Here is a 22,528-nt window from a genome sequence, read left to right as displayed (position 1 = left end):
GATTGGGCGCCCATGAGGGGCATCCTGTGGGGCTCAGACGGGGGTGATGAAGGTGCCGGCGAGGCTTTGGAGCTGGTAGATCCACTGCATCCAGATCCCGGTCACCATCAGCAGCCCGACGGCGATGAGCACGCAGCCGCCGGCGAGGTTGAAGGCGCGGATGTTGCGGCGGATGTAAGTCAGGGTCGTGGTGACCCAGTTGAGGCCGGCGGCGACCAGGACGAAGGGGATGCCCAGTCCCAGGCAGTAGAGGAAGCCCAGTAGCGCCCCGCGCCAGGCCCCGCCGGTGGTGGTGCTCAGCGCCAGCACGGCGCTGAGCGTTGGGCCCATGCAGGGGGTCCAGCCCAGGCCGAAGACCACCCCCAGCAGCGGGGCCCCGGCGATGCCGGTCCGCGGGGCGAAGGAGGGTTTGAGGGTGCGTTGGAAGAGGGAGAGCTTCCCCACCATGACCAGTCCCATGAGGATGACCAGCAGGCCCAGGGTGCGGATCATGGGGTCTTGCCAGCGCACCAGCCACCCGCCCAGGGTGCCGAAGGCCGCCCCGTAGAGGGTGAAGACCGCGGCGAAGCCGAGGATGAACAGCCCCACCCCGGCCAGCACCCGTCGGCGATTGTCCGGGCTGGTGGGATTGGTCAGCCCGGAGACGTAGCCGAGGTAGCCCGGCACCAGCGGCAGGATGCACGGGGAGATGAAGGAGACGATTCCGGCGATCATCGCCAGGGGCGCGGCGATGAGCAGGGCCCCGGAGTTCACGGTCTCGGCGAAGTAGCCTCCGATGCTCATGCCCGCCCCTCCCTGCTCCGGCGGGACGACGAGGCATCAGATGCGCCACCGAGACGTTCGAGGTGGACGCCTGGGGCGGTCAGGCCGACGGTAGGGCAGGACACGGCTGGAAGATTCTCCTGAGATTGGGGCGAGGGCCCACCGGTCAGACCGGCGCCCCCACACCTGGGTTTCACCGCGACGGGCGCAGCGCAGCGGGGCCTATCGCTGAGGGGCGACTGTGGCGGTGTGGTTCTGCTGGGCGGCCGTGCCGTAGGTCGGGCACAGGTCCACCGCGTTGCCGGTGGCGGCCAAAAGGCCCTCGGCGGCAGCCAGTAGGTCCATCAGCTCGGGGCGGCTCAGGGAGTAGTAGATGCTGCGCCCTTGGGGGCGGCCCTGCACCAGCCCGCACTCGCGCAGACAGGCCACGTGGGCGGAGACGGTGGACTGGGCCAGGCCCAGTTCGGCGGTCAGATCCCCGACGCGGACCTCGCCGTGGGCCATCCGCTGCACGATGGCCAGCCGCTTGGGGTCACCCAGGGAGTGGAACAGGGCCGCGGCCGGGTTCAGGCCGGCACCCGCACAGTCAGACATGATCGCCATACGCCGATCATAGCAACGGGGTTCCCCTCCTGCCGGAGCGGCATCGGCGCTGGTGTCTCTGCGATCAGGACGGCTTCCACGGGATGACCACGCGCAGTTTCCCCCCGGCGGTCAGGTGCGGGGGCTCGGGGTCGAGGGTGAGACGCACGTGCCCCAGGCCGTGGTCGGTCAGCACGCGGGTGATCTGCTCGTGGGCGGCCTGCCCGGCGCTGGCCGGGTCCGTGCCGGGGGCCGGGCGCAGCCGCAGGGTGAGGCTGGTGGGTCCGGTCTGGACGATCTGGGACTGCTGCATCCCGGGGATCCGATCCAGGACCGAGCTCAGCGCCAGTGGGGTGAGCGTGGCGGCGGTGCCGTCGGGGCGGGCGAAGGTGAGCAGCTCGGCGGTACGGCCCTGGACGCGGATGGCCAGCAGTGGGTTGCCGCATGGGCAGGGGTCGGGGCGGACGAGCACCCTGTCGCCGAGGTCGTAGCGCAGGATCGGCTGGATGCGGTTGGCCAGGTTGGACACCAGCACGGTGTGTGAGGGCTGCCCGTTGGCCACGGGCTGATAAGCGGCATCGACCGGCTCGAGGAGCACCCAGTCGCTGTTGACGTGCAACCAGTTGTACTGGCAGCTGTAGCTGAGGAACGGGCACTCGGTGGCGGCGTAGCTGTGGCGCACCTTGGCCCCAAAGGCCTTGGCGATCCGGGGGTGTTCCTCCTCGGGCAGCCCCTCGGCTGAGAGCACGACCAGGGCCGGGTGGATATGCAGTCGCCCGGCCTCCTGTTCTGCTGCCAGCAACCGCCCGGTGGAGGCGTAGGGGGCCAGTACGACCGGGTCGAAGGCGTTGAGCTGGGCCACCAGCTGCGGCAAGGGGTCTTGGACCGAGAAGGCACCGACACGGGAAGCAGCCCCGCCCCGACGCAGGCTCGCGGCGGCCGCCCCGGAGGCGAAATGCCCGCCGGTGGCGGCCACGATGGCCAGGCGCCCGCCCCGGGTGAGGAGGCGGGCCAGGTCGGCTGCGCTAAGCCAGCCGGTGAGCATCCGCACGGCCATCGCGGAGGTCACCGCCATGGAGGCGCTGTCGACCAGGAACAGCCCGCGGACACCAGTGGTGCCGGAGGTGGTGGCCACGGTGTAGCGGCCGGCCAGTTGGTGGCCGATCAGGGCAGGATCGGCCACGAACGCCTCGACGTCAGTGAGGGTGACGGCCGGATCGGTCACCCACTCGTCGAAGTGGGTCATCAGCTCGGCCTTGGTGGTGATCGGCAGCAGCTGCGGGTCGGTGATGGTGGCCGGCAGACCTTGGTAGTGGCGGCGGTAGTACGGGGAAGCGGTCCGGGCGTGCACCACCATGTCCGCCAGGTGGTCCCGTTGCCGACGGGCAAGGCCCTCAGCGCCGCCTCGTCGGGCCGCGCGGGCATCGAGCAACAGGCGGAGAATGTGTGGTGGCATGCCGTGTCCTGGGTCTGCGTGGAGGTCCCATGGCCGTGGGCTCGCCCGAGGACCTGGTCTGGGCGGGCGCCGGCCCGGACAGCGAGCCAACGGCCGTGATCGATTATTGCGCTAATATCGCCCCGAGGCGATGACCGGGGCGGGGCGGGCACCGTCTCTGCTGGACGGGTCTTGCCTGCGCGCCCCGCCCAGCCGCAACACCCCGGGGGCGCCGGCGCACTCCCGGGTGCGCCCCAGCTGCGGTGTCTACGATGCCCGGGGACCCCAAGGCTGCATGATCCGCCCCTGCACCCCCGGCCCCACCGATGGAGGAGACCCACTGATGCGCCCTACCCGCGGCGGCCCCTCGGGCCTTTCCCCGGCCGGCACACCGGCGGCCTCGAAGCAGCACCGCCCCGGGTCGACCCGCCGCCCTCGGGTCGCGTTGGTGGTGGGGGCGCTTCTTCTGGCCGGAGCTGATCTGGGAGTGAAGGCCGCCGCTGTGGCCGGGCTGTCCGGGGGAGCGACAGTGGATTTGGGACTGCTCAATCTGCGGCTGTATTACAACCCCGGGGTGGCCTTCAGCCTGGGCGCCGCCTTCCCGTCATGGGTCATCATCGCCGCCACCGGGCTCATCATCGCCGGCTTGACCTGGTATCTGCTGTCCACAGCCGCCACCATGACCCGGCTCGTGCGGGCCGGGGCGGTCCTGATGCTCGGGGGTGCGGCCGGGAACTTCCTCGACCGCCTCGACGGCAACGGGGTGGTGGACTACCTGCACACCAGCTGGTTCCCGACCTTCAACCTGGCCGACGTCTTCGTCACCACCGGGGTGGCCCTGCTGATGGTGGGCACGTTCGTGCACTCGGATCCCCACCCCACCCCCGAGGAATAGCCCCCGGGGCCACCGCCCCCTCCCCGTTCCGCCTCCGCCCCAGCGCCATCGGCGCACCCACCTGCCACCGAAGGGATCCTGCGTGAGCACCCCCACCGACATTCCCACGACCACCTCGCCGAAGAGATCCTCGACAAGGTCCAAGCTCGTCGTCTGGACGATCCTGGCCGCTGTGGTGACAGCCGGGATCATCGCCTTCCTGGTCGCCCGCGGGTCCTCCACCGCAGCCGCTCCGGAAGACGCCGGGCAGGTGGTGCGCGAGAACAGCCGGGTGCTCTCGAAGGCCCCGGACGAACAGGCCGTGCTGGTGGAGTTCCTGGACTACGAGTGCGAGTCCTGCCGGGCCGCCTACCCCTTCATCGAGGACCTGCGCGCCGAGTACGCCGACACCGTCACCTTCGTCCACCGCTACTTCCCCCTGCCCGGGCACCGCAACTCCGTCAACGCCGCCCTGGCCGTGGAGGCCGCCGCCCAGCAGGGACAGTACGAGGCGATGTACCAGCGCATGTACGAGACCCAGACCGAGTGGGGGGAATCGGGGCAGGACAAGAGCGCGGTCTTCCGCGGCTTCGCCGAAGACCTGGGCCTGGACCTGGCCGCCTTTGATGCCGCAGTGGCCGACCCCGCCACGACCGAACGAGTCCGGCTCGATGTGGCCGACGGTGAGGCGCTGGGCGTGGGCGGGACCCCGACGTTCTTCCTCGACGGCGAAGTCCTCAACCCGGAGTCCCTGGAGCAGTTCCGGGCCGCGGTCGAGGCCGCCGCCACCGACTGACCCCCGCCCCTCACGTCCGGAGAGACCCTGCCATGACCACATCTGGAACCGTCGATCGTTCCCGGGCCTCCGAGCCGATCCCGGAGTCCGCGACCGAGACTCACCTGCCCGCCTTCGCCCGTCACCGCCCCTTCGCGATCCTGCTGCTGGTGACCGGGGTGATCGGCTGGATCGCCTCAGGGATCCTGGTGCTCGAGCGCCTGACCCTCTACCGCGACCCGGGGCATGTCACCAGCTGCGACATCAACCCCTGGGTGTCCTGCGGGCAGGTCATGGGCACCTGGCAGTCGGAACTGTTGGGCTTCCCCAACCCGCTGATCGGCATCGTCGCCTTCGCCGTGGTCATCACCACCGCCATGGCGGCCCTCTCCGGGGCGCGGTTCGGGCGCTGGTACTGGGCCGGCCTGCAGGTCGGGGTCACCGCCGGGGCAGTGTTCGTGGTCTGGCTGTGGTCCCAGGCGCTGTTCTCCATCTACATCCTGTGCCTGTACTGCATGATCGTGTGGGCGGCGATGATCCCGCTGACCATCCTGCTCACCGTCCGCAACCTCGCCCACGGCGTGATCCCCGCCCCGGCGGGGCTGGTGCGCTTCGCCGCCGACTGGGCCTGGACCCTGGTGTCCATCACCTACGTCGCGGTGGCCGCCTCGGTGTTCTTCCGCTTCTTTTCTGCCTTCACCGGCCTCTGACCTCCCCACTGAGCGACCTCGGCCCCGGCGCCCCTCAGCGAGGAGTCCCGGGGCCGTGGCCTGTGCCGGTTCAGAGGCGCGGGCACCGGCAGGCGAGCAACATCACATCGTCAGGAGACGATCAATCGTTGTTAAGCGATAGCATCGATTCATGACGAACAGCAGTTGTGCGACCACGCTGTCTCCGGCTGTGGCCCTGTTCCACTCCCTGTCCGACCCCACCCGTCTGACCATCGCGGCCCGCCTGGCTTCCGGGGAGGCGCGGGTCCGGGACCTGGTGGAGGGGACCGGTCTGGCCCAGTCCACCGTCTCCGCGCACATGGCTTGCCTGCGCGAGTGCGGGCTGGTGGTCGGGCGCACCGAGGGGCGCCAGACCTTCTACGCCTTGGCCCGCCCGGAGCTGCTGGATCTGCTGGCCACCGCCGAGACGCTGCTGGCGGCCACCGGGTCGAAGGTCGCCCTCTGCCCCACCTACGGCACCACCACGGAAGAAGACCGATGAGCAACCCCACCACCACCCTGTCTCCTACGGAGACCGAAGCCCTGACTCGCCGCGGGCTGCGCCTGGCCCAGTTCACCGTCGGCTACAACGTCATCGAAGGCATCGTCGCCGTCACCGCCGGTCTGATGGCCGGGCTGGTTTCGGTGGTCGGCTTCGGCATCGACTCGGGCATCGAGTCCATCGCCGCCGTACTGGTGGCCCTGCGCCTCTCCGCCCGACTGCGCCACGGCGAGACCGATGAGCGCAAGGAGAAGATCACCCTGCGCCTGGTGGCGGTGACCTTCTTCATCCTCGCCGCCTACGTCACCTTTGAGGGCATCCGCTCCCTGATCGAAGGGGAGACCCCGGAGTCCTCCCCGGTGAGCATCATCATCCTGGTGGCCTCGCTGATCATCATGCCGGTGCTGGCCGCGGCCAAGAAGAAGGTCGGCACCGCCCTGGGTGACAACCTCATCCTCGCTGATGCCGCAGAGACCAGGATCTGCGTGCTGCTGTCGATCTCCACCTTGGCCGGGCTGATCATCTTCGCGCTGACCGGCGCGGCCTGGGTGGACCCGGTGGCCGGGTTCGTCATCGCCGCCTTCGCGATCATGGAAGGCAAGGAAGCCTGGGAAGGTGAGCTCGTCGAGGACGACGACGATGACGACTGACCAGCACCTCGCCCCGGCCGGGACAGTGATCGCCGGGCACGAGTCCGGCGGCCGCGATCACCGCGATCGTCCGCTCGAGGACCTCGACACCGCCGGCTACTGATCCCGGACTGGCCGCCCACGGAGGGGCCTTGCCGAAGGCAGGGCCCCTCCCCCCTTTCACCCGCCCCCCAATGCCACGGGTGCCCCTTGGCCGCACCGCTGGCCTACCCCATACCCGAAGGAAAGAGACGCCATGGAACTGCTCGCTCCCGTGCTGCAGGCGATCGGCCTGTTCGCGGCCACCAACATCGACGACATCATCGTGCTGTCCCTGTTCTTCTCCCGTGGGGCCGGTGCCCGCGGCACCACCGCCAAGATCGGCATCGGTCAGTACGTGGGCTTCGGCGGCATCCTGGTGGCCTCCGTGCTGGTGACCCTGGGGGCCAGCAGCTTCCTGCCCCCGGAGGCGATCCCCTACTTCGGACTCATTCCTCTGGTGCTGGGCCTGCACGCCGCATGGAAGGTCTGGCGCAGCGACGACGACGATGATGATGACGAGGAGAAGGTCGCCGGCAAACAGGTCAGCATCTGGACCGTCGCGGCAGTCACCTTCGCCAACGGAGGGGACAACATCGGGGTCTACGTCCCCGTGTTCGTCACCGTGGGCCCGGGCGCGATGGTGGCCTACTGCATCGCCTTCCTGGCCATGGTGGCGGTGCTGGTGGCCATCGCCAAGTACGTCGCTACCCGCAAACCCATCGCCGAGGTCTTGGAACGCTGGGAGCACATCCTCTTCCCCATCGTGCTGATCGGCCTGGGTGTGGTCATCCTCCTCGAGGGCGGCGCCTTCGGCCTGTAGGTCACCGATCAGCCGGCCTCAGCCGCGTGGTGTGCCCCGGGGATTTCTGGAAGCAGCGCCCGGGCAGGGCGACCGGTGAGGGAGGGTGCGCGGGCTCCCGCTCGGACGGTTCACTGCTGTCGGTCGGCGAGCTAGGCTCGGCGGAAACCCCGCAGGTGCCCCGAGAGGTGGAGACCATGCCGAAGATGTCGGCCCTGGAGGCCTCCTTCTGCCGCAGCGCGCCGTGGGGTCTGGTGGCCCGGCGGATGGTTCCCTGGGCGACCCAAAGTTTCCCCCTCACCGGAGACGTGCTGGAGATCGGCGGGGGCAGCGCCGCCATGGCCGCCGCCCTCGCCCGGTCCCACCCCCAGGTGCGACTCACCACCACCGATGCCGACCCGGTGATGGTCGAGGCCGCCCAGCAACGCCTTAACGGATTCCCCCTGGCCGAGGTGCGTCAGGCCGATGCCACCCGGTTGCCCTTCGAGGACGCGTCGTTCGACACGGTTGTGAGCTTCCTGATGCTCCACCACGTCATCGAGTGGGAACGCACGGTGACTGAGGTCGCCCGGGTCCTGCGACCGGGTGGGGCCTTCGTGGGATACGACCTGCTCGCCTCCCGTGCCGCTTCCTGGGCGCACCGGGTCGACCGATCCCCCCACCGGCTCATCGAGCCGGGGCCTTCGAACCAGCCCTCCGACGAGCCGGCCTGGAGCCGGTGCACCTGCGCGAGTCCTTCGGGGGTCGAGTGTTGCGCTTTATCGCCCAGAAGCCCACCAGCACGCAGGCCCCTCCCGACAACGACAACACGCAAAGGAGGACCCGGTGAACAGCGCGCCCCTCACCCGCCAAGCAATCCAGGAGGAACTGGAGCGGGTCCGGGTCGACTTCCACACCCTCGTAGCCGCGGCGAGCCCGGCGGATCTGCGCCGCCCCTCGGCCGGCACCCGCTGGACCAACGGCCAGCTGCTGTTCCACATGTTCTTCGGCTACCTGGTCGTCCGGCGCCTGCTGCCCCTGGTGCGTCTGATGGGCCGGCTTCCCAAACCGGTCAGCCGCACCTTCGCCAGGGTCCTGGAGGCCGGCACCAGGCCCTTCCACACCATCAACTACCAGAGCGACCGTGGGGCCGCGCGGGTGATCCACGGCCCGCGGCTCATCCGGTGGTTCGACCGCACCCTCGACGTGCTGCAGGCCCAGCTCGAGGCCGAGCCCGCGGCCGCACTGGCCCGCGGGATGCACATGCCCGTGTCCTGGGACCCGTACTTCCGGGACTGGATGAGCCTGGCCGAGATCTACCACTACGGCACCCAGCACTACGACCACCACCGACAGCAGCTGACCATCGGCCGGCCATCATGAAGAGGCCCCCTCATGAGCTCGGTATTGCGGTCAGGATGGCCTGAACGGCGTCCTGCGTTCTGGGCGGGTCGCCACGTCAAGATCGACCATGCTGATGCTGATGGGGCTATGAGCAAGGGGTGAACTGGAAATCCATCCCTCCGCTTTACATATGGCCGGTTATCAGCCGCTCCACGAGAACGACATTGCCTGTGGGGTTGGCCCGTGCGGGGGCAGGTCCTGTCCTGATGGGCGTGCTGGCCGTGCTTGCACGCTCTCCACAGGGTGCTGTTACCGAGGAGCAATGGGTCAGGAGTCGTCGTCCTGGCCCCACAGCCAATGCAGGTAGATGGCGCCCCATCCCGGGCCCAAGGCGTCCACCAGGGCATTGGCCACCGTGCGGGCGTCCACCCAGGGGTACCGCTGACCAATCCGCGCCGCTTCCTGGCAGATCCTCTCCGGATCGTGGCCCTCGTGGTGCAGGGCGACCGCGGCTTCACTGACCCGGGCCTCGAAGAGCCGTCGATCCGTCAGGGGCACGGGCTCAAAGGTGATAGACATCAGACTCCCTCAGAACAACGATCGCCCAAGGGAGCCGGAGTTGCTCCCACGAGCAGCTCCGCGAATGGTGGAGACATAGTAAGCAACATCACACTCGAATGGCTATTCAAGGCTTTATCTCATGTGCTAACTCCCATGAAGCTCTCGGGGGCAGCACACGCCCCACGGCAACGGTGCAGCGAACTCCTACGGATCCACCGGAGTCAGGAGGGCGTTGACCGCCACCTCAGCTGTCCGGGCAGTTCGTCGAGGTACTTGGAGGTGGTGGTCACCGAAGCGTGACCCAGCAGCTGGGCAACGACCTTCACGTCCCAGCCTTCGGTGAGCATCAGGGTGGCTGCGGTGCTACCGGACATTGCCCGCGGGAATGATGATGCAGTTGAGGTTCGGCATCTGGTTGCGGCCATACGATGACCCCGTGCTCCATGACTTCTCCTTGCGACCGTTGATGGCAGCGGAGAACGCGTTGCTGGCCGCGGCCACGCTCGGGAACCTCAACTGGTGCGGGCAGCGGTTCATAGCGGCCGATGTGCGCACGCGGTCGGAGTTCGCCCACTACACGGTCGTTGATCCCCAGCGCGGCGACTTCGGTTGGGTGGCCGAAGTCGGTAAGGGCGCCATCGGCGTTGTCTGGGCCCAATTCCTGCCCCCGGATGATCCTGGTTACGGATTCCTCGCCGAGGACACCCCGGAAGTGAGCCTGTGGGTGCGGGGCGACTGGCGTGGCCGGGGAGTGGGCAGGGCGCTCCTGCGCCGGGTGCAGGACGACGCGCGAGCTCGAGGGGTGCCCCGGCTCAGCCTGTCGGTGGAGGCCGACAACTACGCCAAGAAGCTCTATGCGGCGGAGGGCTTCGTCGACGTCCCCGGACGTGCAGCCGATGGCGTCATGGCCTGGAACCCATAACAGGCACCGGGCCAGCACCACGCAGACGGCATCCCCAGGGGAAGGCTTAGCCGATGCGGTCGGAGTCGGTGTCCGCAGGACCGGGGGGCCCAGCAATTCCAGCCTGCCGTACGCGCCGGCGGAAACCGCCTCTGGGCGGACAACCCGGCCCCGGACCGCCTCGTCAGCACGGCGGGGCGTCTCACCGGCGGAAGTGGGGACATTATGAAAGTCGATCTTTTCCTTACCGGTCGGTACGGTTGGGGTATCGCGCACGGTGCTCAGTCGGGGGGCTGGGCCACCTAGTGTGGACCGTGTCAGAGGGCGCAGCCGGGGGGCTGGCCCATTCCAGACCGGTCGAATAGCCGCCGTCCTGGCGGCAGAAGAGCTGGGGCCTTGGGCTCCGTCGTCGGGGGGCGACGCTTCTGCCGTCGGGCTGGCGGCCCCTTACGGCACTCATGACCGTCCCTCCGTCCCTGTGGCAGCACATCGTCCATTCGCAGGTAGCTGCCCCGGTTGAGGAGGCCCGCATGAACGATGCCCACCCTGCCGCAGCGCACGCCAACTGGGCGACTCCCGTGGCCGATCCGCTGTCCCGGGCGGCGGCCTTTGCCGCCCTGCGCCCGGCCCTGGAGGCCCTGATCCACCAGGCAAGCGCCGACTCCCGGCTGAGCCCGGAGGCCCGTCGGGTGCTGCGCGCGGTGGCCCGCACCCGCCCCGAGCACACCCTGGCGCTGGCCGAGCTCGCCGCCCGCGCCAGCACGGCCAAGGCCCAGGTTCGCCTCGCGTTGACCGAGCTGGACGCCCACGGCTATCTCGCCCACCTGGCACACATCGCCCCGCACCTGAGCGCAGCACTGCCCCCACATACTCGCTGCACCCCGGCAACGGACCCTAAGGTCGAACCCGTCGACGGAGACACCTCCTGAACCTCCTCGTCCATAGTCCAGCCTCCGTGCAACGACCTCACGCCGAACCCGGCGGGTCTGATGCACTGTGGGTTGCTTTCCGGGCCGTGGAGTGCTGGCTAGTGACGGAGGTTGTAGAGCGTGATCGAGGCCAGCATCGTCAACCCGGCCAGCACTGCGGCTGCGGGCCCTGCCGTGGGAGTGACGAAAAGACCCACCGCCGCGGCGATGGCCGCGGGACGCAGGGGCTCTGCCTCGAGGGTGCCGAAGGCCGTGGTGGCGAGTGGGATCAGCACCAGCGTCGCCACCACACTCGTCACGTAAATCGTCAGGGCATGCCGGCGCGGCCGTGCTACGGCGGGGTCGTGCCGGTGCAGCAGTGTCGCGGCCAACCATCCGAGCGCGAGCACGCCCCAGGCAACCAGGGTCAGTCCGGGCCGCGGTGGGACCAGTGCGGAGGCGTTGGCCAGCACGAAGGTGCTGCCCCCGGCCGCGCCCACAGCCGAGCCCACCAACAGCGGCAGGACGGCGGCGAAGTCCCGGGGCGGCTTCCGCTGCTGATGGGCTGGAGGAGTCGATTCGGGACGTGAGGTGTTCACAGCGTCCACGCTCCTCCTGGAAGCTGCAGGACTCCCCGCGCGCCACGCCGAACGGGCGCCAGCGACACGTCAGCGGGGAAAGCTCTGCGCGCATTGGTGGTGTCTGTGAGATGCACCCCCATTGGAGAAGGTCTGGGGGAAGAAGCCATGTTGCTGATGCGGGCCGGGGTCCGTGAAAGCGGGACGCGGGGCCGGGGCCGAATGCTGTGGGAGTACGGTGGAATTCGAACGACGCGATCCGGTGACCAGGTGGGCGCCCCGTACCTGGTGCCGTTTCCCCTACCTGGCCTGAAGGGAACAGCATGAGCACCTCCTCGCACGCCGAGGGCCTGCAGGGGTCGCCGGCGCGGATGTCCCCGGATGCTACCCCGGTGTCTGCTCGGCGGCGGATCCCGTTGCGGTCGACCTGCGCGCAGCCCCACGTCTGTCCGGCGCCGGTGCGGATGCAGGTGCTGTCCCGGACACCGATGTTCGCCGGGCTGGTCGAGGAGCAACTGGCCGACATCGACCGGAGGATGACCTCCCTGTCCTGGGCTGAGGGGGACGCGCTCCACGTCGAGGGCGCACCGGCTGAGCACCTCTACCTCGTAGCCGCGGGACGGGCCAAGGCTTACCGGACCGCCCCGAATGGGCAAGAGGTCGTGGTGGAGCTACTGGGGCCGGGCGACCTGTTCGGCGGGCTGCGCACCCTCGGCCAGGAAGCCTACGCCGAGACTGTCGAGGCTTTGACCACCGTGTGCGCCCTGCGGATCGGCGACGACGCGTTCCGCCAGATCCTCGGCGAGCACCCAGAGGTGGGGCTGCGGGTGCTCGAGGACACCACAGCGCTGCTCGCCCAGGCCCGCACCGACGTCACCCGGCAGTCCACGGCCACCGTGGCCGAGCGACTGGCGGCGGTCCTGCTGCGCCTGGCGGAGAAGTTCGGGGAGCCCGCCCGCGAGGGCGGGACCTTGATCGAGCTGCCGCTGTCGCGGGCGGATCTGGCGGGGATGACCGGGTCAACCCCGGAGTCCGTCTCCCGGGTGATGAGCCGGTGGCGCAAGGACGGTGTCATCGACGCCGGCCGCCGCTGGACTGCCGTGCGTGACCCGCGCTGGCTGGCGGAGATCGCCGGAGCGGAGGCCTGACCCCCGAGCTTCGCGGTTGATTGACGCCCGTCATGGTCCGAGGACCCGGTCCTTCGTAGGTTGGAGACACACCCGATGAGGTGAGTACTCCACAACAGGGAGAGGAACCACCACCATGACCACCACCACAGCCACCACCACTCACACGGTCCTGCGCGCCGAGGGCTTCTCCTGCCCCTCCTGCGTGGCCAAGATCGAGAAGCGCGTCGGGCGTCTGAAGGGCGTCGACGCGGTGAAGGTCCACTTCGCCTCGGCCCGCATCGAGGTCGACCACGACCCTGCCCTCGTGAGTGTGGAGGAGATCGTCGCCGCTGTTGCCAAGGTCGGCTACACCGCCCGCCCTGCCGTCTTCTGAGCTGGTCCATCACCACGGCCCGCGCCGCTGCCGCGACCTTCCCAGGAGGCCCGGCAGCGGCGCTTTCGCTGTGTCCGCATCACTGAGTCGTGGCGGGTCTTCTCAGCGGTTCGCGGTTGATTGACCCCCGTCATGTTCTGGTCTGTGGGTTCTGCGTAGCGTCGTGAACAAGCCCCCCATCGGGGGTGTAGGAGTCCTCGGAAAGGACGGACACCATGAACAGGGTGCAGAGCTGGATGTACGGCCGGTGGGCGATCCCCGCGGTTGCGGGGGCGCTGATCCTCGCCTCGTTCGCGGCCTCCAATGTCATCGGCTCGGTCCGGTGGGCGGATGTGCTGATGATCGCTGCGGCCGTGGTTGCCGGCTACAACATCGTGGTCAAGGCTGCCCGGGCGCTGGTCGCTCGTACGGTCGGGATCGACCTGCTGGTGGCGGTCGCCGCCATCGGGGCGGTCATCATCGGCAACTACTGGGAGGCCGCCGCGGTGACCTTCCTCTTCGCTGTCGGCCACGCCCTGGAGTCGGCCACCCTGAACAAGACCCGCTCGGCGCTGGCCGAGCTCGTCGCGGTCGCCCCGGACACCGCCGTGGTCCTGCGTGACGGGGAGCAGGTCGAGGTTCCGGCCGCGGACGTGGCGATGGGCGAGGTCGTGCTGGTCAAGAACGGCGCCAAGGTTCCCGTCGACGGCCAGGTCGTGGCCGGCACCGGTGCCGTGGACGAGGCCTCCATCACCGGGGAGTCCATCCCGGTGGAGAAGACCAAGAGCGACCAGGTCTTCGCCGGGACCGTCTCCCGCGGCGGGTTCCTGCAGGTGCTGGCCACCGGCATTGGCGCCGACACCACCTTGGCCCGGATCATCCACCGGGTGGAGGAAGCCCAGGACGCCAAGGCGGCCACCCAGGCGTTCATCGACCGGTTCTCCACCTGGTACACCCCGGCGATCATGGTCCTGGCCCTGGTGGCCGGGTTGATCACCGGGGACGTGGTGCTCGCCCTGACCCTGCTGGTCATCGGCTGCCCCGGAGCCCTGGTGATCTCCATCCCGGTCGCCATCGTGGCTGGCATCGGCCGCGCGGCCCGCAACGGCATCCTGATCAAGGGCGGGGAGTTCCTGGAGACCTCCGCGAAGATCACCGCCGTCGCCGTCGACAAGACCGGCACGCTCACCGAGGGCCGCCCGCAGCTGACCGACGTGGTCGTCCTGGACCCGGCGCTGGACCGCGCGGGCGTGCTGGGCTGGGCCGCGGCCGCGGAGGCCGGCTCCGAGCACCCCCTGGCCCGCCCGATCCTCGACGCCGCTGCGGCCGAGGGCGTGGGCGCCTCCGTGGTCCCCGAGGCGGTCGACCCAGTCCCGGGCAAGGGCATCGTGTCGACCACTGACGGGGTGCGGGTGCTGATCGGCAACGCCGCGTTGCTGGAGCAGTACGGCATCACCGACCCGAAGGCTGCAGCTGCGGCCCAGAAGCTCGCCGCGGCTGGGCGGACACCCATGATCGTGGCCGTCGACAATGCCGTGATCGGTGTCATCGCCGTGGCCGACCAGGTGAGGGCCGACGCGGCCGAGATGGTGTCCCGGCTCCACGAGGCCGGGGTGGAGAAGGTCGTCATGCTCACCGGTGACGCCCCGTTGGTGGCTCAGGCCATCGGGAAGGTCACCGGGGTGGACGAGATCCGCGCCGGGTTGCTGCCCGAGGACAAGCTCGAGGCGGTCGCGGCGCTGCAGCGGGAGGGCCACTTGGTGGTGATGGTCGGCGATGGCGTCAATGACGCCCCCGCCCTGGCCACCGCGGACATCGGCGCGGCCATGGGCGCGGCCGGCTCGGCTGTGGCCGTGGAGACCGCCGACATCGCGCTGATGGGCGACAACCTGCTGAAGCTGCCCGAAGCGATCGGGCTGGCCAAGCGCACCGTGGCCGTGATGCATCAGAACATCACCGTCGCCCTGATCACCGTGGTGCTGTTGTTGGCCGGGGTCTTCGCCGGCGGGGTCACGATGTCGATCGGGATGCTCGTCCACGAGGCTTCTGTGCTCGTCGTGATCGCCAACGCCATGCGGCTGCTGCGCCGCGCCCAGGACACCACCCCCGCGACGGGCACCACACCGGCCGCCCCGGCCACAGACCGGGTGACATCCCGGTCCTAGGACACCACCGTGGCGGGCGGCCCCACACCAGGACCGCCCGCCACGGGGCGGAACGCACCACCAGTCCTGCCCGGCCCCGGGCGGAGAGACCACCATCACTGCAGGAGGAGCATCATGAGCGCGCAAGAGCACTTCATCATCGAGGGCAACATTGAGCACTTCACCATCGCCGACATCGCTGGCAGCAACCCCGACTTCCGCCAGGTGCTGTGGACCGGCCAACACGCTCAGATCGTTGTCATGACCATCCCTACCGGTGGTGAGATCGGCGAGGAGGTCCACGAGCACACCGATCAGATCCTCACCTTCGTCGCCGGCACCGGGGAAGCCGACCTGAACGGGCACACGCATCCGATCGAGGCCGGTGACCAGTGCGCGGTCCCGGCCGGGGCCCGGCACAACTTCCGCAACACCGGGGATGAGCCCCTGGTGCTCTACACCGTCTACAGCCCGCCCGAGCACGCCGCCGAGGCCGCCTACGCCACCAAGGAGGAGGCGGACGCGGCCGAGGCCACCGGCCGGGACGAACCCCCGACCGGTTGAGCCCGCACTCATCCACACCCTCTAGAGAAGAAACGAGGAAGACGATGTCCACGGTCTACGTGTTCACCGATTTCGGCGGTCCTGAGACCCAACAGCTCCTCGATCGGCCCGCCCCGCAGCCTGGCCCGGGCGAGCTGGCCGTGGAGGTTCGGGCCGCCGGGGTGAATCCTGTCGACTGGAAGATCCGCTCCGGGGTACTGGGGCGGGACCGGGAGTTGCCGGCCCCGATGGGCCGGGAGGTCTCCGGCGTCGTGACCGATCTCGGGGAAGGCGTAAAGGGTTTCGCGGTCGGCGACGAGATCCTCGGCCCCGTCGCTCCGGGTCACGGCGGGTTCGCCGAGCACACCCTCGTGCGGGCGGCCGAGGCGGTCGCCAAGCCCGAGGAGATCTCCTTCGCCGACGCCGCCACCATCCCGGTGGCTGCGGCCACCGCCTATGACGCCACCCACCAGTTCGAACTCGAACCCGGCCAGAGATTGCTGATTCTTGGCGCCGGCGGCGGGGTGGGACTGATGGCCGCCCAAATTGGGCGCGTCCACCAGTTCACCGTCATCGGCGTCGCCAGCCAGTCCAAGCGCAAGATCGTCGAATGCACCGGGGCGACCTTCGTCCCCTCCGGGGAAGGAGCTGCTGACCGCGTCCGCGAGGTCGCCCCCGAGGGGGTGGACCTTATCGTCGACCTCGTCGGGGGTGAGGCCCTGGGCGAGGTCGCCGGCCTGGTTACCGATCCGGCCAGGATCATCTCGGCGGCCGACGCCACGACCGCCACAGAACTGGGCGGGGCGGCACTGGAACGCACCGAGGAGGCGATGGAAAAGATCACCGAGGTCATCGAATACGGACTCGTCGATCCCCACGTCACCGCCTGCTATCCCCTGGCAGAAGCAGGACGGGCGATCGCCGAGGTCGAGGCTGGTCACGCCACCGGCAAGATCGTCATCGAACCCACCCCCGTGTGCTGATCATGGGCACGCCCGGAGCCTCATGCGGTGAGAACAAGGGCGCCGGTGTGGCGGCCCCAGCCCATTGACGGGGGCCGTCACACCGGCACCTGTCGACTCATCTTGAGGCGGGGCGCGAGAGAGCGGATCCAGCCCACAGAAGGAACATCCCATGTGCCAGAAGACCAGTCCGACCACGAGCCCCCGCATCGCCACGGCGACGCGCACCAGCGTCGAAACCGTCCAGCTCCAGCAGCTGATCAAGAACGCGGAAACAGCCGCCGCCCAGTACGAACGGAACGAAGCGAAGATCGAGCAGTGGGGACTCGATTCCTTCCCCGCCTCCGACCCGCCCCAGAACTACTAAACCCCAGGGGTTGGCTGCTCGGGCGTCCCGACAAGCGACGCGTGCTCGGCCCCGGCCGGGGAGAGGCTGATTCCTCCACCCCGACACGGGGTCGGTGTTCCCGCCGGAGCGGTGGGTGTCACCGCAGGCGCAGCGGAGCGGTGGCGAACCCACCCACGGGCGACAACTCGCGTTCCCGGGGCCGGTCCGGATCGGGCTCGATCACGGCCGTCGCCGCCAGGGCGGCGCGGGTCAGTACTCGCAGCTCGAGGGTCGCCAGCGGCCTGCCGGGGCACACGTGCTTGCCGATCCCGTACACCAGGTTGTACGGGGCGTTGCCGACCGGGTCGAACGCGTCCGGGTCAGCGAAGATCCGCGGATCGCGGTTGGCGGCGGTCCAGTTCAGGAGCACCCGGTCGCCGGCGGCCAGCTCTCGACCACCGACTGTGACGGGTTCCGTCGTGATGCGGCGGTTGGCGACGAACGGGTCATCGATCCGCAGGATCTCGTCGAGGATCGCGTCGAACTCCCGGTCGGACACCCCCGAGCGCAGCCGGGCCTGCAACTCGGGTTGATCGGCCAGATAAGTCAGTACCACGCCGGTACACAACGCCATCGACCCCAAGTCACCGCCGGTCCAGTTGCGCAGGATCGAGACGATCTCATCGTCGCTGAGCTCCCGCCCGTCAACCTGGGCACGCACAAGCTCAGTGGTCACGTCATCGGGCGCACCGTCGCCGGCCTCGCGGCGGACGTCGGTCAAGGATCGGATGATGGCGTCGAAGCGCTGGGCGACCTCAGTGGTGCGGGAACGGTCCCGGGAGCGGGTGGCGGCATGGTTGTCCTGCATCCACTGCATCAGATCCTCCTCCAGGCCTGCAGGCCACCCCAGCCAGGCCGTCTGTGCGCGCACGGCGAAGCGGGAGCCGACCGCCACGGCGTCGATCGGGCCGGGGACCTCGAGCTGGCCCACCAGGTCGGTGGCGACCCGCTGCACCACCGGCTCCAGGGCGCTCATCCGCTCAGGGGTGAAGAACCGCTCCACGAGGGCGCGGAAGGCCGTGTGGGTAGGGCCGTCAAGACCGTTGGGCACCTGGAGGTGGCGGGAGACTGCGTTGGAGAAGCTCTCGTGGTCCAGCGCGGCGGCGGTGACGTCAGCGTGGGTGAACAACGTCCAAGCACCACTGGCATCGCGGGCCACGGGACAGCGTGAGCGCAGCTCGTCGTAGGCGGCCACGGGGTTGCGACGGACCTGCGGGCCCCGCGGGTTCCAATCGGACCGGACGGGATCCGTGGCCGGTCCCGGTGCCGTGGCAGGTCCGGCCAGCGGGGGTGCGTGGGGGATGGCGTCATCGGTTGGGGGATGGCCTGTCATGTGTGTCCTGTCGTGGGTGGCCGTCAGCGCGGTGCGCGGGGACCTCCGCGCCGGCGGTGGGGGCAGTTGGTGGTGGTGTTCAGGGGTGGGTTCGTTCGTCGATCTTTCCGCCGTTGCGTACGGTGAGGGCGAGCAGCAGGGACAGGATCGCGAAGCCGGCCAGCAGGGTCAGGCCCACGAAGTAGCTGTTGTTCTCGGTGTTGTAGGTGGCGCCCATGACCAAGGGTGGGAAGTATCCGCCCAGGCCGCCGGCGGCGGCGATGATGCCGCCGATGGTGCCGACGTCCTTGGCTGGGGCGGCTCGGCCGACCCAGCCGAAGACGCCGCCGGTGCCCAGGCCGAGGAAGAGGGCCATGAGCAGGAAGGTGGGGCCGTAGACGCGTTCCTGACCGGGTTGGAAGGCCACGACCATGGCGAGCATGGCGGTGCCGGCGAAGGAGGCCAGGGTGACGGTCCTGGGGCCGATCTTGTCGGCGAGGATCCCGCCGATCGGGCGGGCGATGACGGCGGCCAGGGCGAATCCGGCGGTGCGGGTGCCGGCGGCGGTGGCGTCGAATCCGTAGACGTTGTCGAGGTAGGTCGGCAGGTAGTTGGAGAAGGCGACGAACGCGCCGAAGACCACCCCGTAGAGGAAGCACAGCTGCCAGGTCACCGGGAGGGTGAAGGCGTGGGTGATCTTCGGCAGCACCGGCTCGGGTGTCTTCGCGGCGTGCACCGGGGAGTCGCGCAGCAGCAGCCAGCAGGCCACCGCCGTAAGGGCGACGAGCACGGCAATGGTGATGTGGGCGCCCAGGTAGCCGATGCCGGCCACCAGGCGGGGGGTGAAGAACGCTGAGACGGCGGTGCCGACCATGCCGGCGCCGAAGACACCGGTGGCGAAGCCTTTGCGGTGGGACTCGTACCAGGCTGAGCAGAAGGGGATGCCGATGGCGAAGACAGTGCCGGCGATGCCGAGGAAGAACGCCACGGCCACGAGCAGCCCGAAGTTGTTCAGCTGTCCCACTATTCCGGTGAGCAGCACCAGCGGGGCGGTGAGGCCCAGGATGACGGTGAACATCACCCGCCCGCCGTAGCGGTCGGTCAGCGCGCCGACGGGTACCCGGCAGACGGCGCCGACGAGGATCGGCATGGCCACCAGCACGGCGGTCTGGGTCGCGTCGAGTTCCATCTGCTGGGCATAGCGCTTCGACAGCGGCCCCACGATCGTCCAGGCCCAGAACCCGATCGTTGAGGCGAGGGTGGCGAGAATCAGGTTGCGCAGCTGCCCGGCCTTGAGGTCCGGGGTGGTGGTACCGGAAGTGCTCGTGGGGGAGGTGGATGACATGGCGTCCTCGTACGGTCGGTGGTCGGGGTGCGACGTTAGTGGCGGCCGGCGCGGCTTCGGTCCGTGGGTGCCTTCGTGGTACCGCGGACGCGGTCCTGGGTGCCCACGGGTTCCCAGCCCCGGCGCACGGGTGCCAAGTGGGACGAGGAGCCACGGTCGCGGGAGCGGTAGACGATGTAGGGGCGGAAGAGGTAGTGCACCGGTGCTGTGAAGGCGTGGACCAGGCGGGTGAAGGGCCAGATCGCGAACAGGGCCATCGCCCACAGCGCGTGGAGCTTGAAGGACGGCCCGGCCGCGGCCATGGCTGCCACATCAGGCTGGAAGATCCAGATGGAGCGGAACCACGGAGATACGGTTTGCCGGTAGTCCGGGACTCCGTGGTCGAGTACCGAGATGACGGTGGTGGCCAGCCCGGTGAGCAGGGCCGCCAGGAGCATGACGTACATGAACTTGTCGTTCTTGGTGGTGGCCATGAACACGGGTCCGGTGGTGCGGCGGCGCCACACGAGCAGCACGATGCCCAGCAGGGTGCCGACTCCGGCGATCGTGCCGATGCTCAGGGCCAGGAAGTGGTACATACCCTCGGTCATGCCCACGGCCTCGGTCCAGGACGATGGGATGAACAGGCCCATGATGTGTCCGGCCAGCACCGCGAGGATCCCGAAGTGGAACAGCGGGGAGGCGATGCGCAGGATGCGGGACTCGTAGAGCTGGGAGGAACGGGTTGTCCAGCCGAACTGGTCGTACTTGTACCGCCAGATGGTGCCGCCGATGACGATGGCCAGCACCACGTACGGGAGCACGCCCCACAGCAGGATGCTGCTCACGCCCACGTCGACGTTCTGGAGGGCCGGGGCCATGGGGTTCATGGGCTGTTCCTTTCGGTGACGGGCAGCAGCCGGGGGTCGTAGGGGTCAAGGCCCACGGATTCGGTGGGTGGGCCGTAGCCGGCCATGCGCATCACGGCGTCGCGGTCCTCTGGGGAGACCCCGGGCAGGGTGGAGCACACGAGGGCGACGGCGCCGCGGTGGGGCAGGTGGTCGTCGCGCAGCGACAGTCGTAGCAGCTCCAGGGACGGGCGGTAGCGCTGCAGCAGTTCGTAGCCGTCCGCCGGGGAGACCTTGGCGGTGAACTCCAGCACCAGAGGCAGGTAGTCCGGCAGCTCGGACTCGTCGAGTTCGGCTCCGTGGGAGCGGTAGACCTGCTTGAATGCCGCCAGGGCTTCCCCGCGGCGTCGGGTGTCCCCGTCGGTCCAGTAGGTCAGGTGCAGGCTGTGCCGTCGGGAGAGGTCGAACTCCTGGACGTAGTCGGCCTGCACCTGCTCCAGGGGCCGGGCGGTGAACCAGGCGAACAGTTCCTCGACCTCCGTGACCGGCGCTCCGACTTCCTGGAGCGCTGCGTGCAGGGTCGGCAGCATCTGCAGCAGCTCCTGGTCCGGGTAGCCCAGCAGGACGGCGGCCGCCTGCCGGGCCACCGCGCTGCGCCGGGGACGGTCGTCGGTGTACGCACCGGGATCGACCGTGCCAGGGCCGGCCTTGCCGAGCAGCTTCTCCAGCAGGCCCATCAGCTGGCCCCGTTTCCGTCACGGGGCGGGAACAACCCTTGCGGGGTGCCGCGGCCGTCCCAGTTGAGCAGGTTCACCCGGCCCCCAAGGTTCTCGTTGCCGGTGGGGTCGGCACCGCGCTGGCGCGCCTGTAGCGCCGCGAAGTTCTCCACCGCCACCGGCATCGGCGTGCCGGAGGCCTCGCCGAACACCCCGGTCTGGCCCATGCCGGGCCCACCGTCCACGTCGAGGGAGCAGCCGATCTCCTCCAGGTTGTGCGCCTCCTCCAGGTGCGCCGAGGGGATGACGTAGCGCTCTTCGTATTTGGCGATGGCCATGAGCCGGTACATCTTCTGGATCTCGGCCCCGGTCATTCCCACGGCCGTCGCGATCGCCTCCTCGGGGGCCTCGCCCAGGGCGATGTCGCGCATGTAGGAGCGCATCGCGGCGAGCTTGCGCAGCACGTCGGTGACGATCTGCGTGTCTCCCGCCGTGAACAGCTCGGCGAGGTACTCCACCGGGATGCGCAGGGACTCGATGGCCCCGAACAGATTGGAGGCGTCCTCGCCGTCGTGGCCCTGGTCCTTGAGCAGGTCCACGACCGGCGACAGCGGCGGGACGTACCAGACCATGGGCATGGTGCGGTACTCCGGGTGCAGAGGCAGAGCCACGCGCAGCTCCTTGGCCAGCGTGTAGACCGGGGACTTCCGGGCCGCCTCCAGCCAGTCCTCGGGGATGCCCTCGGCCCGGGCCGCCGCGATCACGCCCGGGTCGTGCGGATCGAGCATCAGATCCAGCTGCGCCTCGTAGAGGTCTCGTTCGTCAGGGGTCGCGGCGGCCTCGGTGACCCGGTCGGCATCGTAGAGGAAGATCCCAATGTAGCGCAGCCGGCCCACGCAGGTCTCGGCGCACACGGTAGGGATGCCCACCTCGATGCGGGGGTAGCAGAAGGTGCACTTCTCGGCCTTGCCGGACTTGTGGTTGTAGTACATCTTCTTGTACGGGCAGCCGGTGATGCACTGGCGCCAGCCGCGGCAGCGGTCCTGGTCCACCAGCACGATGCCGTCCTCGACGCGCTTGTAGATCGCCCCCGAGGGGCAGGAGGCCATGCAGGACGGGTTCAGGCAGTGCTCGCAGATCCGGGGGAGGTAGAAGGCGAAGGTCTGCTCGAACTCGAACTTGATCTTCTCCTCCGACTCACGCCGGACCTTCTCCACCACCGGGTCCAGGTGCCCCAGCTCGGCGGCGCCACCGAGGTTGTCGTCCCAGTTGGCTGACCACTCGATCTTCATGTCGTCGCCGGTGATCAGGGACTTGGGGCGGGCCACCGGGAAGTCGGTGCCGGCCGGGGCGTTGATCAGGGTCTCGTAGTCGTAGGTCCACGGCTCGTAGTAGTCGTTGAGCTCCGGCTGGACGGGGCTGGCGAAC

At 69.3% G+C, this 22,528-nt stretch carries 26 protein-coding genes and 1 pseudogene; 16 read left to right on the top strand and 11 right to left on the bottom strand.

What is annotated here, in order from left to right; translation table 11 throughout:
* Nucleotides 1-33: 33 nt before the first annotated feature.
* The 3 genes from QYM41_RS15280 to QYM41_RS15270 form a co-directional block, all read right to left on the bottom strand.
* Nucleotides 34-783: a cytochrome c biogenesis CcdA family protein gene (locus tag QYM41_RS15280; RefSeq protein ID WP_368800644.1), complete on the bottom strand. Its 750-nt coding sequence runs from the start codon at nucleotides 781-783 to the stop codon at nucleotides 34-36.
* Nucleotides 784-984: 201 nt separating this feature from the next.
* Nucleotides 985-1,365, bottom strand: a complete 381-nt coding sequence (locus QYM41_RS15275; protein ID WP_368800643.1) for an ArsR/SmtB family transcription factor — start codon at nucleotides 1,363-1,365, stop codon at nucleotides 985-987.
* Between the two features lie 64 nt (nucleotides 1,366-1,429).
* The gene (locus tag QYM41_RS15270) at nucleotides 1,430-2,701 is read right to left on the bottom strand and encodes a phenylacetate--CoA ligase family protein (protein WP_368800642.1); all 1,272 of its coding nucleotides are present in this window, start codon (nucleotides 2,699-2,701) and stop codon (nucleotides 1,430-1,432) included.
* Between the two features lie 526 nt (nucleotides 2,702-3,227).
* On the opposite strand from QYM41_RS15270, the gene lspA reads away from it, so the two are divergent.
* The 8 genes and pseudogenes from lspA (at nucleotide 3,228) to QYM41_RS15230 (ending at nucleotide 8,472) form a co-directional block, all read left to right on the top strand.
* Nucleotides 3,228-3,674 (top strand): signal peptidase II, encoded by a 447-nt coding sequence (gene lspA, locus QYM41_RS17950; RefSeq protein WP_438612605.1) that lies wholly within the window; start codon nucleotides 3,228-3,230, stop codon nucleotides 3,672-3,674.
* A gap of 82 nt (nucleotides 3,675-3,756) precedes the next feature.
* Complete coding sequence (locus QYM41_RS15260) at nucleotides 3,757-4,449, top strand: DsbA family protein (protein ID WP_368800640.1); 693 nt, start codon at nucleotides 3,757-3,759, stop codon at nucleotides 4,447-4,449.
* Between the two features lie 32 nt (nucleotides 4,450-4,481).
* A complete protein-coding gene (locus QYM41_RS15255; protein ID WP_368800639.1) occupies nucleotides 4,482-5,138 on the top strand; it encodes a vitamin K epoxide reductase family protein in 657 nt (218 codons plus the stop codon).
* A gap of 151 nt (nucleotides 5,139-5,289) precedes the next feature.
* A complete protein-coding gene (locus QYM41_RS15250; protein WP_368800638.1) occupies nucleotides 5,290-5,640 on the top strand; it encodes an ArsR/SmtB family transcription factor in 351 nt (116 codons plus the stop codon).
* The gene (locus QYM41_RS15245) at nucleotides 5,637-6,290 is read left to right on the top strand and encodes a cation diffusion facilitator family transporter (RefSeq protein WP_368800637.1); all 654 of its coding nucleotides are present in this window, start codon (nucleotides 5,637-5,639) and stop codon (nucleotides 6,288-6,290) included. The genes QYM41_RS15250 and QYM41_RS15245 overlap by 4 nt, the downstream gene beginning before the upstream one ends.
* A gap of 235 nt (nucleotides 6,291-6,525) precedes the next feature.
* Nucleotides 6,526-7,131 carry a cadmium resistance transporter gene (locus QYM41_RS15240; RefSeq protein WP_368800636.1) on the top strand — a complete coding sequence of 202 codons (606 nt, stop codon included), beginning with the start codon at nucleotides 6,526-6,528 and terminating at the stop codon, nucleotides 7,129-7,131.
* 176 nt (nucleotides 7,132-7,307) lie between these two features.
* A pseudogene (locus tag QYM41_RS15235) lies at nucleotides 7,308-7,694 on the top strand (class I SAM-dependent methyltransferase); the annotation flags it as partial.
* Between the two features lie 241 nt (nucleotides 7,695-7,935).
* Nucleotides 7,936-8,472 (top strand): DinB family protein, encoded by a 537-nt coding sequence (locus QYM41_RS15230; protein ID WP_368800635.1) that lies wholly within the window; start codon nucleotides 7,936-7,938, stop codon nucleotides 8,470-8,472.
* A gap of 288 nt (nucleotides 8,473-8,760) precedes the next feature.
* Here the strand turns inward: QYM41_RS15230 and QYM41_RS15225 are convergent, their stop codons facing one another.
* Both QYM41_RS15225 and QYM41_RS15220 read right to left on the bottom strand, forming a co-directional pair.
* Nucleotides 8,761-9,012 carry a hypothetical protein gene (locus QYM41_RS15225; RefSeq protein ID WP_058874017.1) on the bottom strand — a complete coding sequence of 84 codons (252 nt, stop codon included), beginning with the start codon at nucleotides 9,010-9,012 and terminating at the stop codon, nucleotides 8,761-8,763.
* Nucleotides 9,013-9,215: 203 nt separating this feature from the next.
* The gene (locus QYM41_RS15220) at nucleotides 9,216-9,368 is read right to left on the bottom strand and encodes a tyrosine-type recombinase/integrase (protein ID WP_242630412.1); all 153 of its coding nucleotides are present in this window, start codon (nucleotides 9,366-9,368) and stop codon (nucleotides 9,216-9,218) included.
* 62 nt (nucleotides 9,369-9,430) lie between these two features.
* On the opposite strand from QYM41_RS15220, the gene QYM41_RS15215 reads away from it, so the two are divergent.
* Together QYM41_RS15215 and QYM41_RS15210 are read left to right on the top strand one after the other, a co-directional pair.
* Nucleotides 9,431-9,916, top strand: a complete 486-nt coding sequence (locus QYM41_RS15215) for a GNAT family N-acetyltransferase (RefSeq protein ID WP_242630411.1) — start codon at nucleotides 9,431-9,433, stop codon at nucleotides 9,914-9,916.
* 509 nt (nucleotides 9,917-10,425) lie between these two features.
* The gene (locus QYM41_RS15210) at nucleotides 10,426-10,824 is read left to right on the top strand and encodes a hypothetical protein (protein ID WP_017834499.1); all 399 of its coding nucleotides are present in this window, start codon (nucleotides 10,426-10,428) and stop codon (nucleotides 10,822-10,824) included.
* 98 nt (nucleotides 10,825-10,922) lie between these two features.
* Here the strand turns inward: QYM41_RS15210 and QYM41_RS15205 are convergent, their stop codons facing one another.
* Nucleotides 10,923-11,411, bottom strand: a complete 489-nt coding sequence (locus tag QYM41_RS15205) for a hypothetical protein (protein WP_017834498.1) — start codon at nucleotides 11,409-11,411, stop codon at nucleotides 10,923-10,925.
* A gap of 293 nt (nucleotides 11,412-11,704) precedes the next feature.
* Here QYM41_RS15205 and QYM41_RS15200 point away from each other — a divergent pair, with 293 nt between their 5' ends.
* The 6 genes from QYM41_RS15200 (at nucleotide 11,705) to QYM41_RS15175 (ending at nucleotide 16,879) form a co-directional block, all read left to right on the top strand.
* Nucleotides 11,705-12,529 (top strand): Crp/Fnr family transcriptional regulator, encoded by an 825-nt coding sequence (locus QYM41_RS15200; RefSeq protein ID WP_368800634.1) that lies wholly within the window; start codon nucleotides 11,705-11,707, stop codon nucleotides 12,527-12,529.
* Between the two features lie 115 nt (nucleotides 12,530-12,644).
* Nucleotides 12,645-12,884: a heavy-metal-associated domain-containing protein gene (locus tag QYM41_RS15195; RefSeq protein ID WP_368800633.1), complete on the top strand. Its 240-nt coding sequence runs from the start codon at nucleotides 12,645-12,647 to the stop codon at nucleotides 12,882-12,884.
* 215 nt (nucleotides 12,885-13,099) lie between these two features.
* The gene (locus QYM41_RS15190; RefSeq protein ID WP_368800632.1) at nucleotides 13,100-15,028 is read left to right on the top strand and encodes a heavy metal translocating P-type ATPase; all 1,929 of its coding nucleotides are present in this window, start codon (nucleotides 13,100-13,102) and stop codon (nucleotides 15,026-15,028) included.
* 114 nt (nucleotides 15,029-15,142) lie between these two features.
* On the top strand, nucleotides 15,143-15,571 hold the full coding sequence (locus tag QYM41_RS15185) for a cupin domain-containing protein (protein ID WP_017834494.1): 429 nt from the start codon (nucleotides 15,143-15,145) through the stop codon (nucleotides 15,569-15,571).
* Nucleotides 15,572-15,615: 44 nt separating this feature from the next.
* Nucleotides 15,616-16,533 (top strand): NADP-dependent oxidoreductase, encoded by a 918-nt coding sequence (locus tag QYM41_RS15180; protein WP_017834493.1) that lies wholly within the window; start codon nucleotides 15,616-15,618, stop codon nucleotides 16,531-16,533.
* Between the two features lie 151 nt (nucleotides 16,534-16,684).
* Complete coding sequence (locus QYM41_RS15175; RefSeq protein WP_017834492.1) at nucleotides 16,685-16,879, top strand: hypothetical protein; 195 nt, start codon at nucleotides 16,685-16,687, stop codon at nucleotides 16,877-16,879.
* A gap of 118 nt (nucleotides 16,880-16,997) precedes the next feature.
* On the opposite strand, the gene QYM41_RS15170 is transcribed toward QYM41_RS15175, so the two are convergent.
* The 5 genes from QYM41_RS15170 to narH all read right to left on the bottom strand — a co-directional run.
* The gene (locus QYM41_RS15170) at nucleotides 16,998-18,095 is read right to left on the bottom strand and encodes a cytochrome P450 (RefSeq protein WP_368800631.1); all 1,098 of its coding nucleotides are present in this window, start codon (nucleotides 18,093-18,095) and stop codon (nucleotides 16,998-17,000) included.
* A 217-nt stretch (nucleotides 18,096-18,312) separates the two neighbouring features.
* Nucleotides 18,313-19,557 (bottom strand): MFS transporter, encoded by a 1,245-nt coding sequence (locus QYM41_RS15165; RefSeq protein ID WP_368800630.1) that lies wholly within the window; start codon nucleotides 19,555-19,557, stop codon nucleotides 18,313-18,315.
* A gap of 35 nt (nucleotides 19,558-19,592) precedes the next feature.
* Nucleotides 19,593-20,426, bottom strand: a complete 834-nt coding sequence (gene narI / locus QYM41_RS15160; RefSeq protein ID WP_368800629.1) for a respiratory nitrate reductase subunit gamma — start codon at nucleotides 20,424-20,426, stop codon at nucleotides 19,593-19,595.
* The gene (narJ, locus tag QYM41_RS15155) at nucleotides 20,423-21,121 is read right to left on the bottom strand and encodes a nitrate reductase molybdenum cofactor assembly chaperone (RefSeq protein WP_368800628.1); all 699 of its coding nucleotides are present in this window, start codon (nucleotides 21,119-21,121) and stop codon (nucleotides 20,423-20,425) included. The genes narI and narJ overlap by 4 nt, the downstream gene beginning before the upstream one ends.
* Nucleotides 21,121-22,528: nitrate reductase subunit beta (gene narH, locus QYM41_RS15150; RefSeq protein WP_368800627.1), on the bottom strand; the 1,408-nt coding region annotated here is incomplete at its 5' end. The genes narJ and narH, both read right to left, overlap by 1 nt.

The organism is Kocuria oxytropis, from assembly GCF_040981195.1.
GTDB classification, from domain to species: Bacteria; Actinomycetota; Actinomycetes; order Actinomycetales; family Micrococcaceae; genus Kocuria; species Kocuria oxytropis.
Note: the sequence above shows the minus strand (reverse complement) of the source record. Positions and strands in the feature narration are given on the sequence as shown.

Bases quoted from the DNA above. Each gene is read 5' to 3' on its own strand.
- QYM41_RS15280 (WP_368800644.1), bottom strand. From the start codon at position 783: ATGAGCATCGGAGGCTACTTCGCCGAGACCGTGAACTCCGGGGCCCTG.
- QYM41_RS15275 (WP_368800643.1), bottom strand. From the start codon at position 1,365: ATGGCGATCATGTCTGACTGTGCGGGTGCCGGCCTGAACCCGGCCGCG.
- QYM41_RS15270 (WP_368800642.1), bottom strand. From the start codon at position 2,701: ATGGTGGTGCACGCCCGGACCGCTTCCCCGTACTACCGCCGCCACTAC.
- QYM41_RS15255 (WP_368800639.1), top strand. From the start codon at position 4,482: ATGACCACATCTGGAACCGTCGATCGTTCCCGGGCCTCCGAGCCGATC.
- QYM41_RS15250 (WP_368800638.1), top strand. From the start codon at position 5,290: ATGACGAACAGCAGTTGTGCGACCACGCTGTCTCCGGCTGTGGCCCTG.
- QYM41_RS15245 (WP_368800637.1), top strand. From the start codon at position 5,637: ATGAGCAACCCCACCACCACCCTGTCTCCTACGGAGACCGAAGCCCTG.
- QYM41_RS15240 (WP_368800636.1), top strand. From the start codon at position 6,526: ATGGAACTGCTCGCTCCCGTGCTGCAGGCGATCGGCCTGTTCGCGGCC.
- QYM41_RS15225 (WP_058874017.1), bottom strand. From the start codon at position 9,012: ATGTCTATCACCTTTGAGCCCGTGCCCCTGACGGATCGACGGCTCTTC.
- QYM41_RS15220 (WP_242630412.1), bottom strand. From the start codon at position 9,368: ATGTCCGGTAGCACCGCAGCCACCCTGATGCTCACCGAAGGCTGGGAC.
- QYM41_RS15210 (WP_017834499.1), top strand. From the start codon at position 10,426: ATGAACGATGCCCACCCTGCCGCAGCGCACGCCAACTGGGCGACTCCC.
- QYM41_RS15200 (WP_368800634.1), top strand. From the start codon at position 11,705: ATGAGCACCTCCTCGCACGCCGAGGGCCTGCAGGGGTCGCCGGCGCGG.
- QYM41_RS15195 (WP_368800633.1), top strand. From the start codon at position 12,645: ATGACCACCACCACAGCCACCACCACTCACACGGTCCTGCGCGCCGAG.
- QYM41_RS15190 (WP_368800632.1), top strand. From the start codon at position 13,100: ATGAACAGGGTGCAGAGCTGGATGTACGGCCGGTGGGCGATCCCCGCG.
- QYM41_RS15185 (WP_017834494.1), top strand. From the start codon at position 15,143: ATGAGCGCGCAAGAGCACTTCATCATCGAGGGCAACATTGAGCACTTC.
- QYM41_RS15180 (WP_017834493.1), top strand. From the start codon at position 15,616: ATGTCCACGGTCTACGTGTTCACCGATTTCGGCGGTCCTGAGACCCAA.
- QYM41_RS15175 (WP_017834492.1), top strand. From the start codon at position 16,685: ATGTGCCAGAAGACCAGTCCGACCACGAGCCCCCGCATCGCCACGGCG.
- QYM41_RS15165 (WP_368800630.1), bottom strand. From the start codon at position 19,557: ATGTCATCCACCTCCCCCACGAGCACTTCCGGTACCACCACCCCGGAC.
- narI (WP_368800629.1), bottom strand. From the start codon at position 20,426: ATGAACCCCATGGCCCCGGCCCTCCAGAACGTCGACGTGGGCGTGAGC.
- narJ (WP_368800628.1), bottom strand. From the start codon at position 21,121: ATGGGCCTGCTGGAGAAGCTGCTCGGCAAGGCCGGCCCTGGCACGGTC.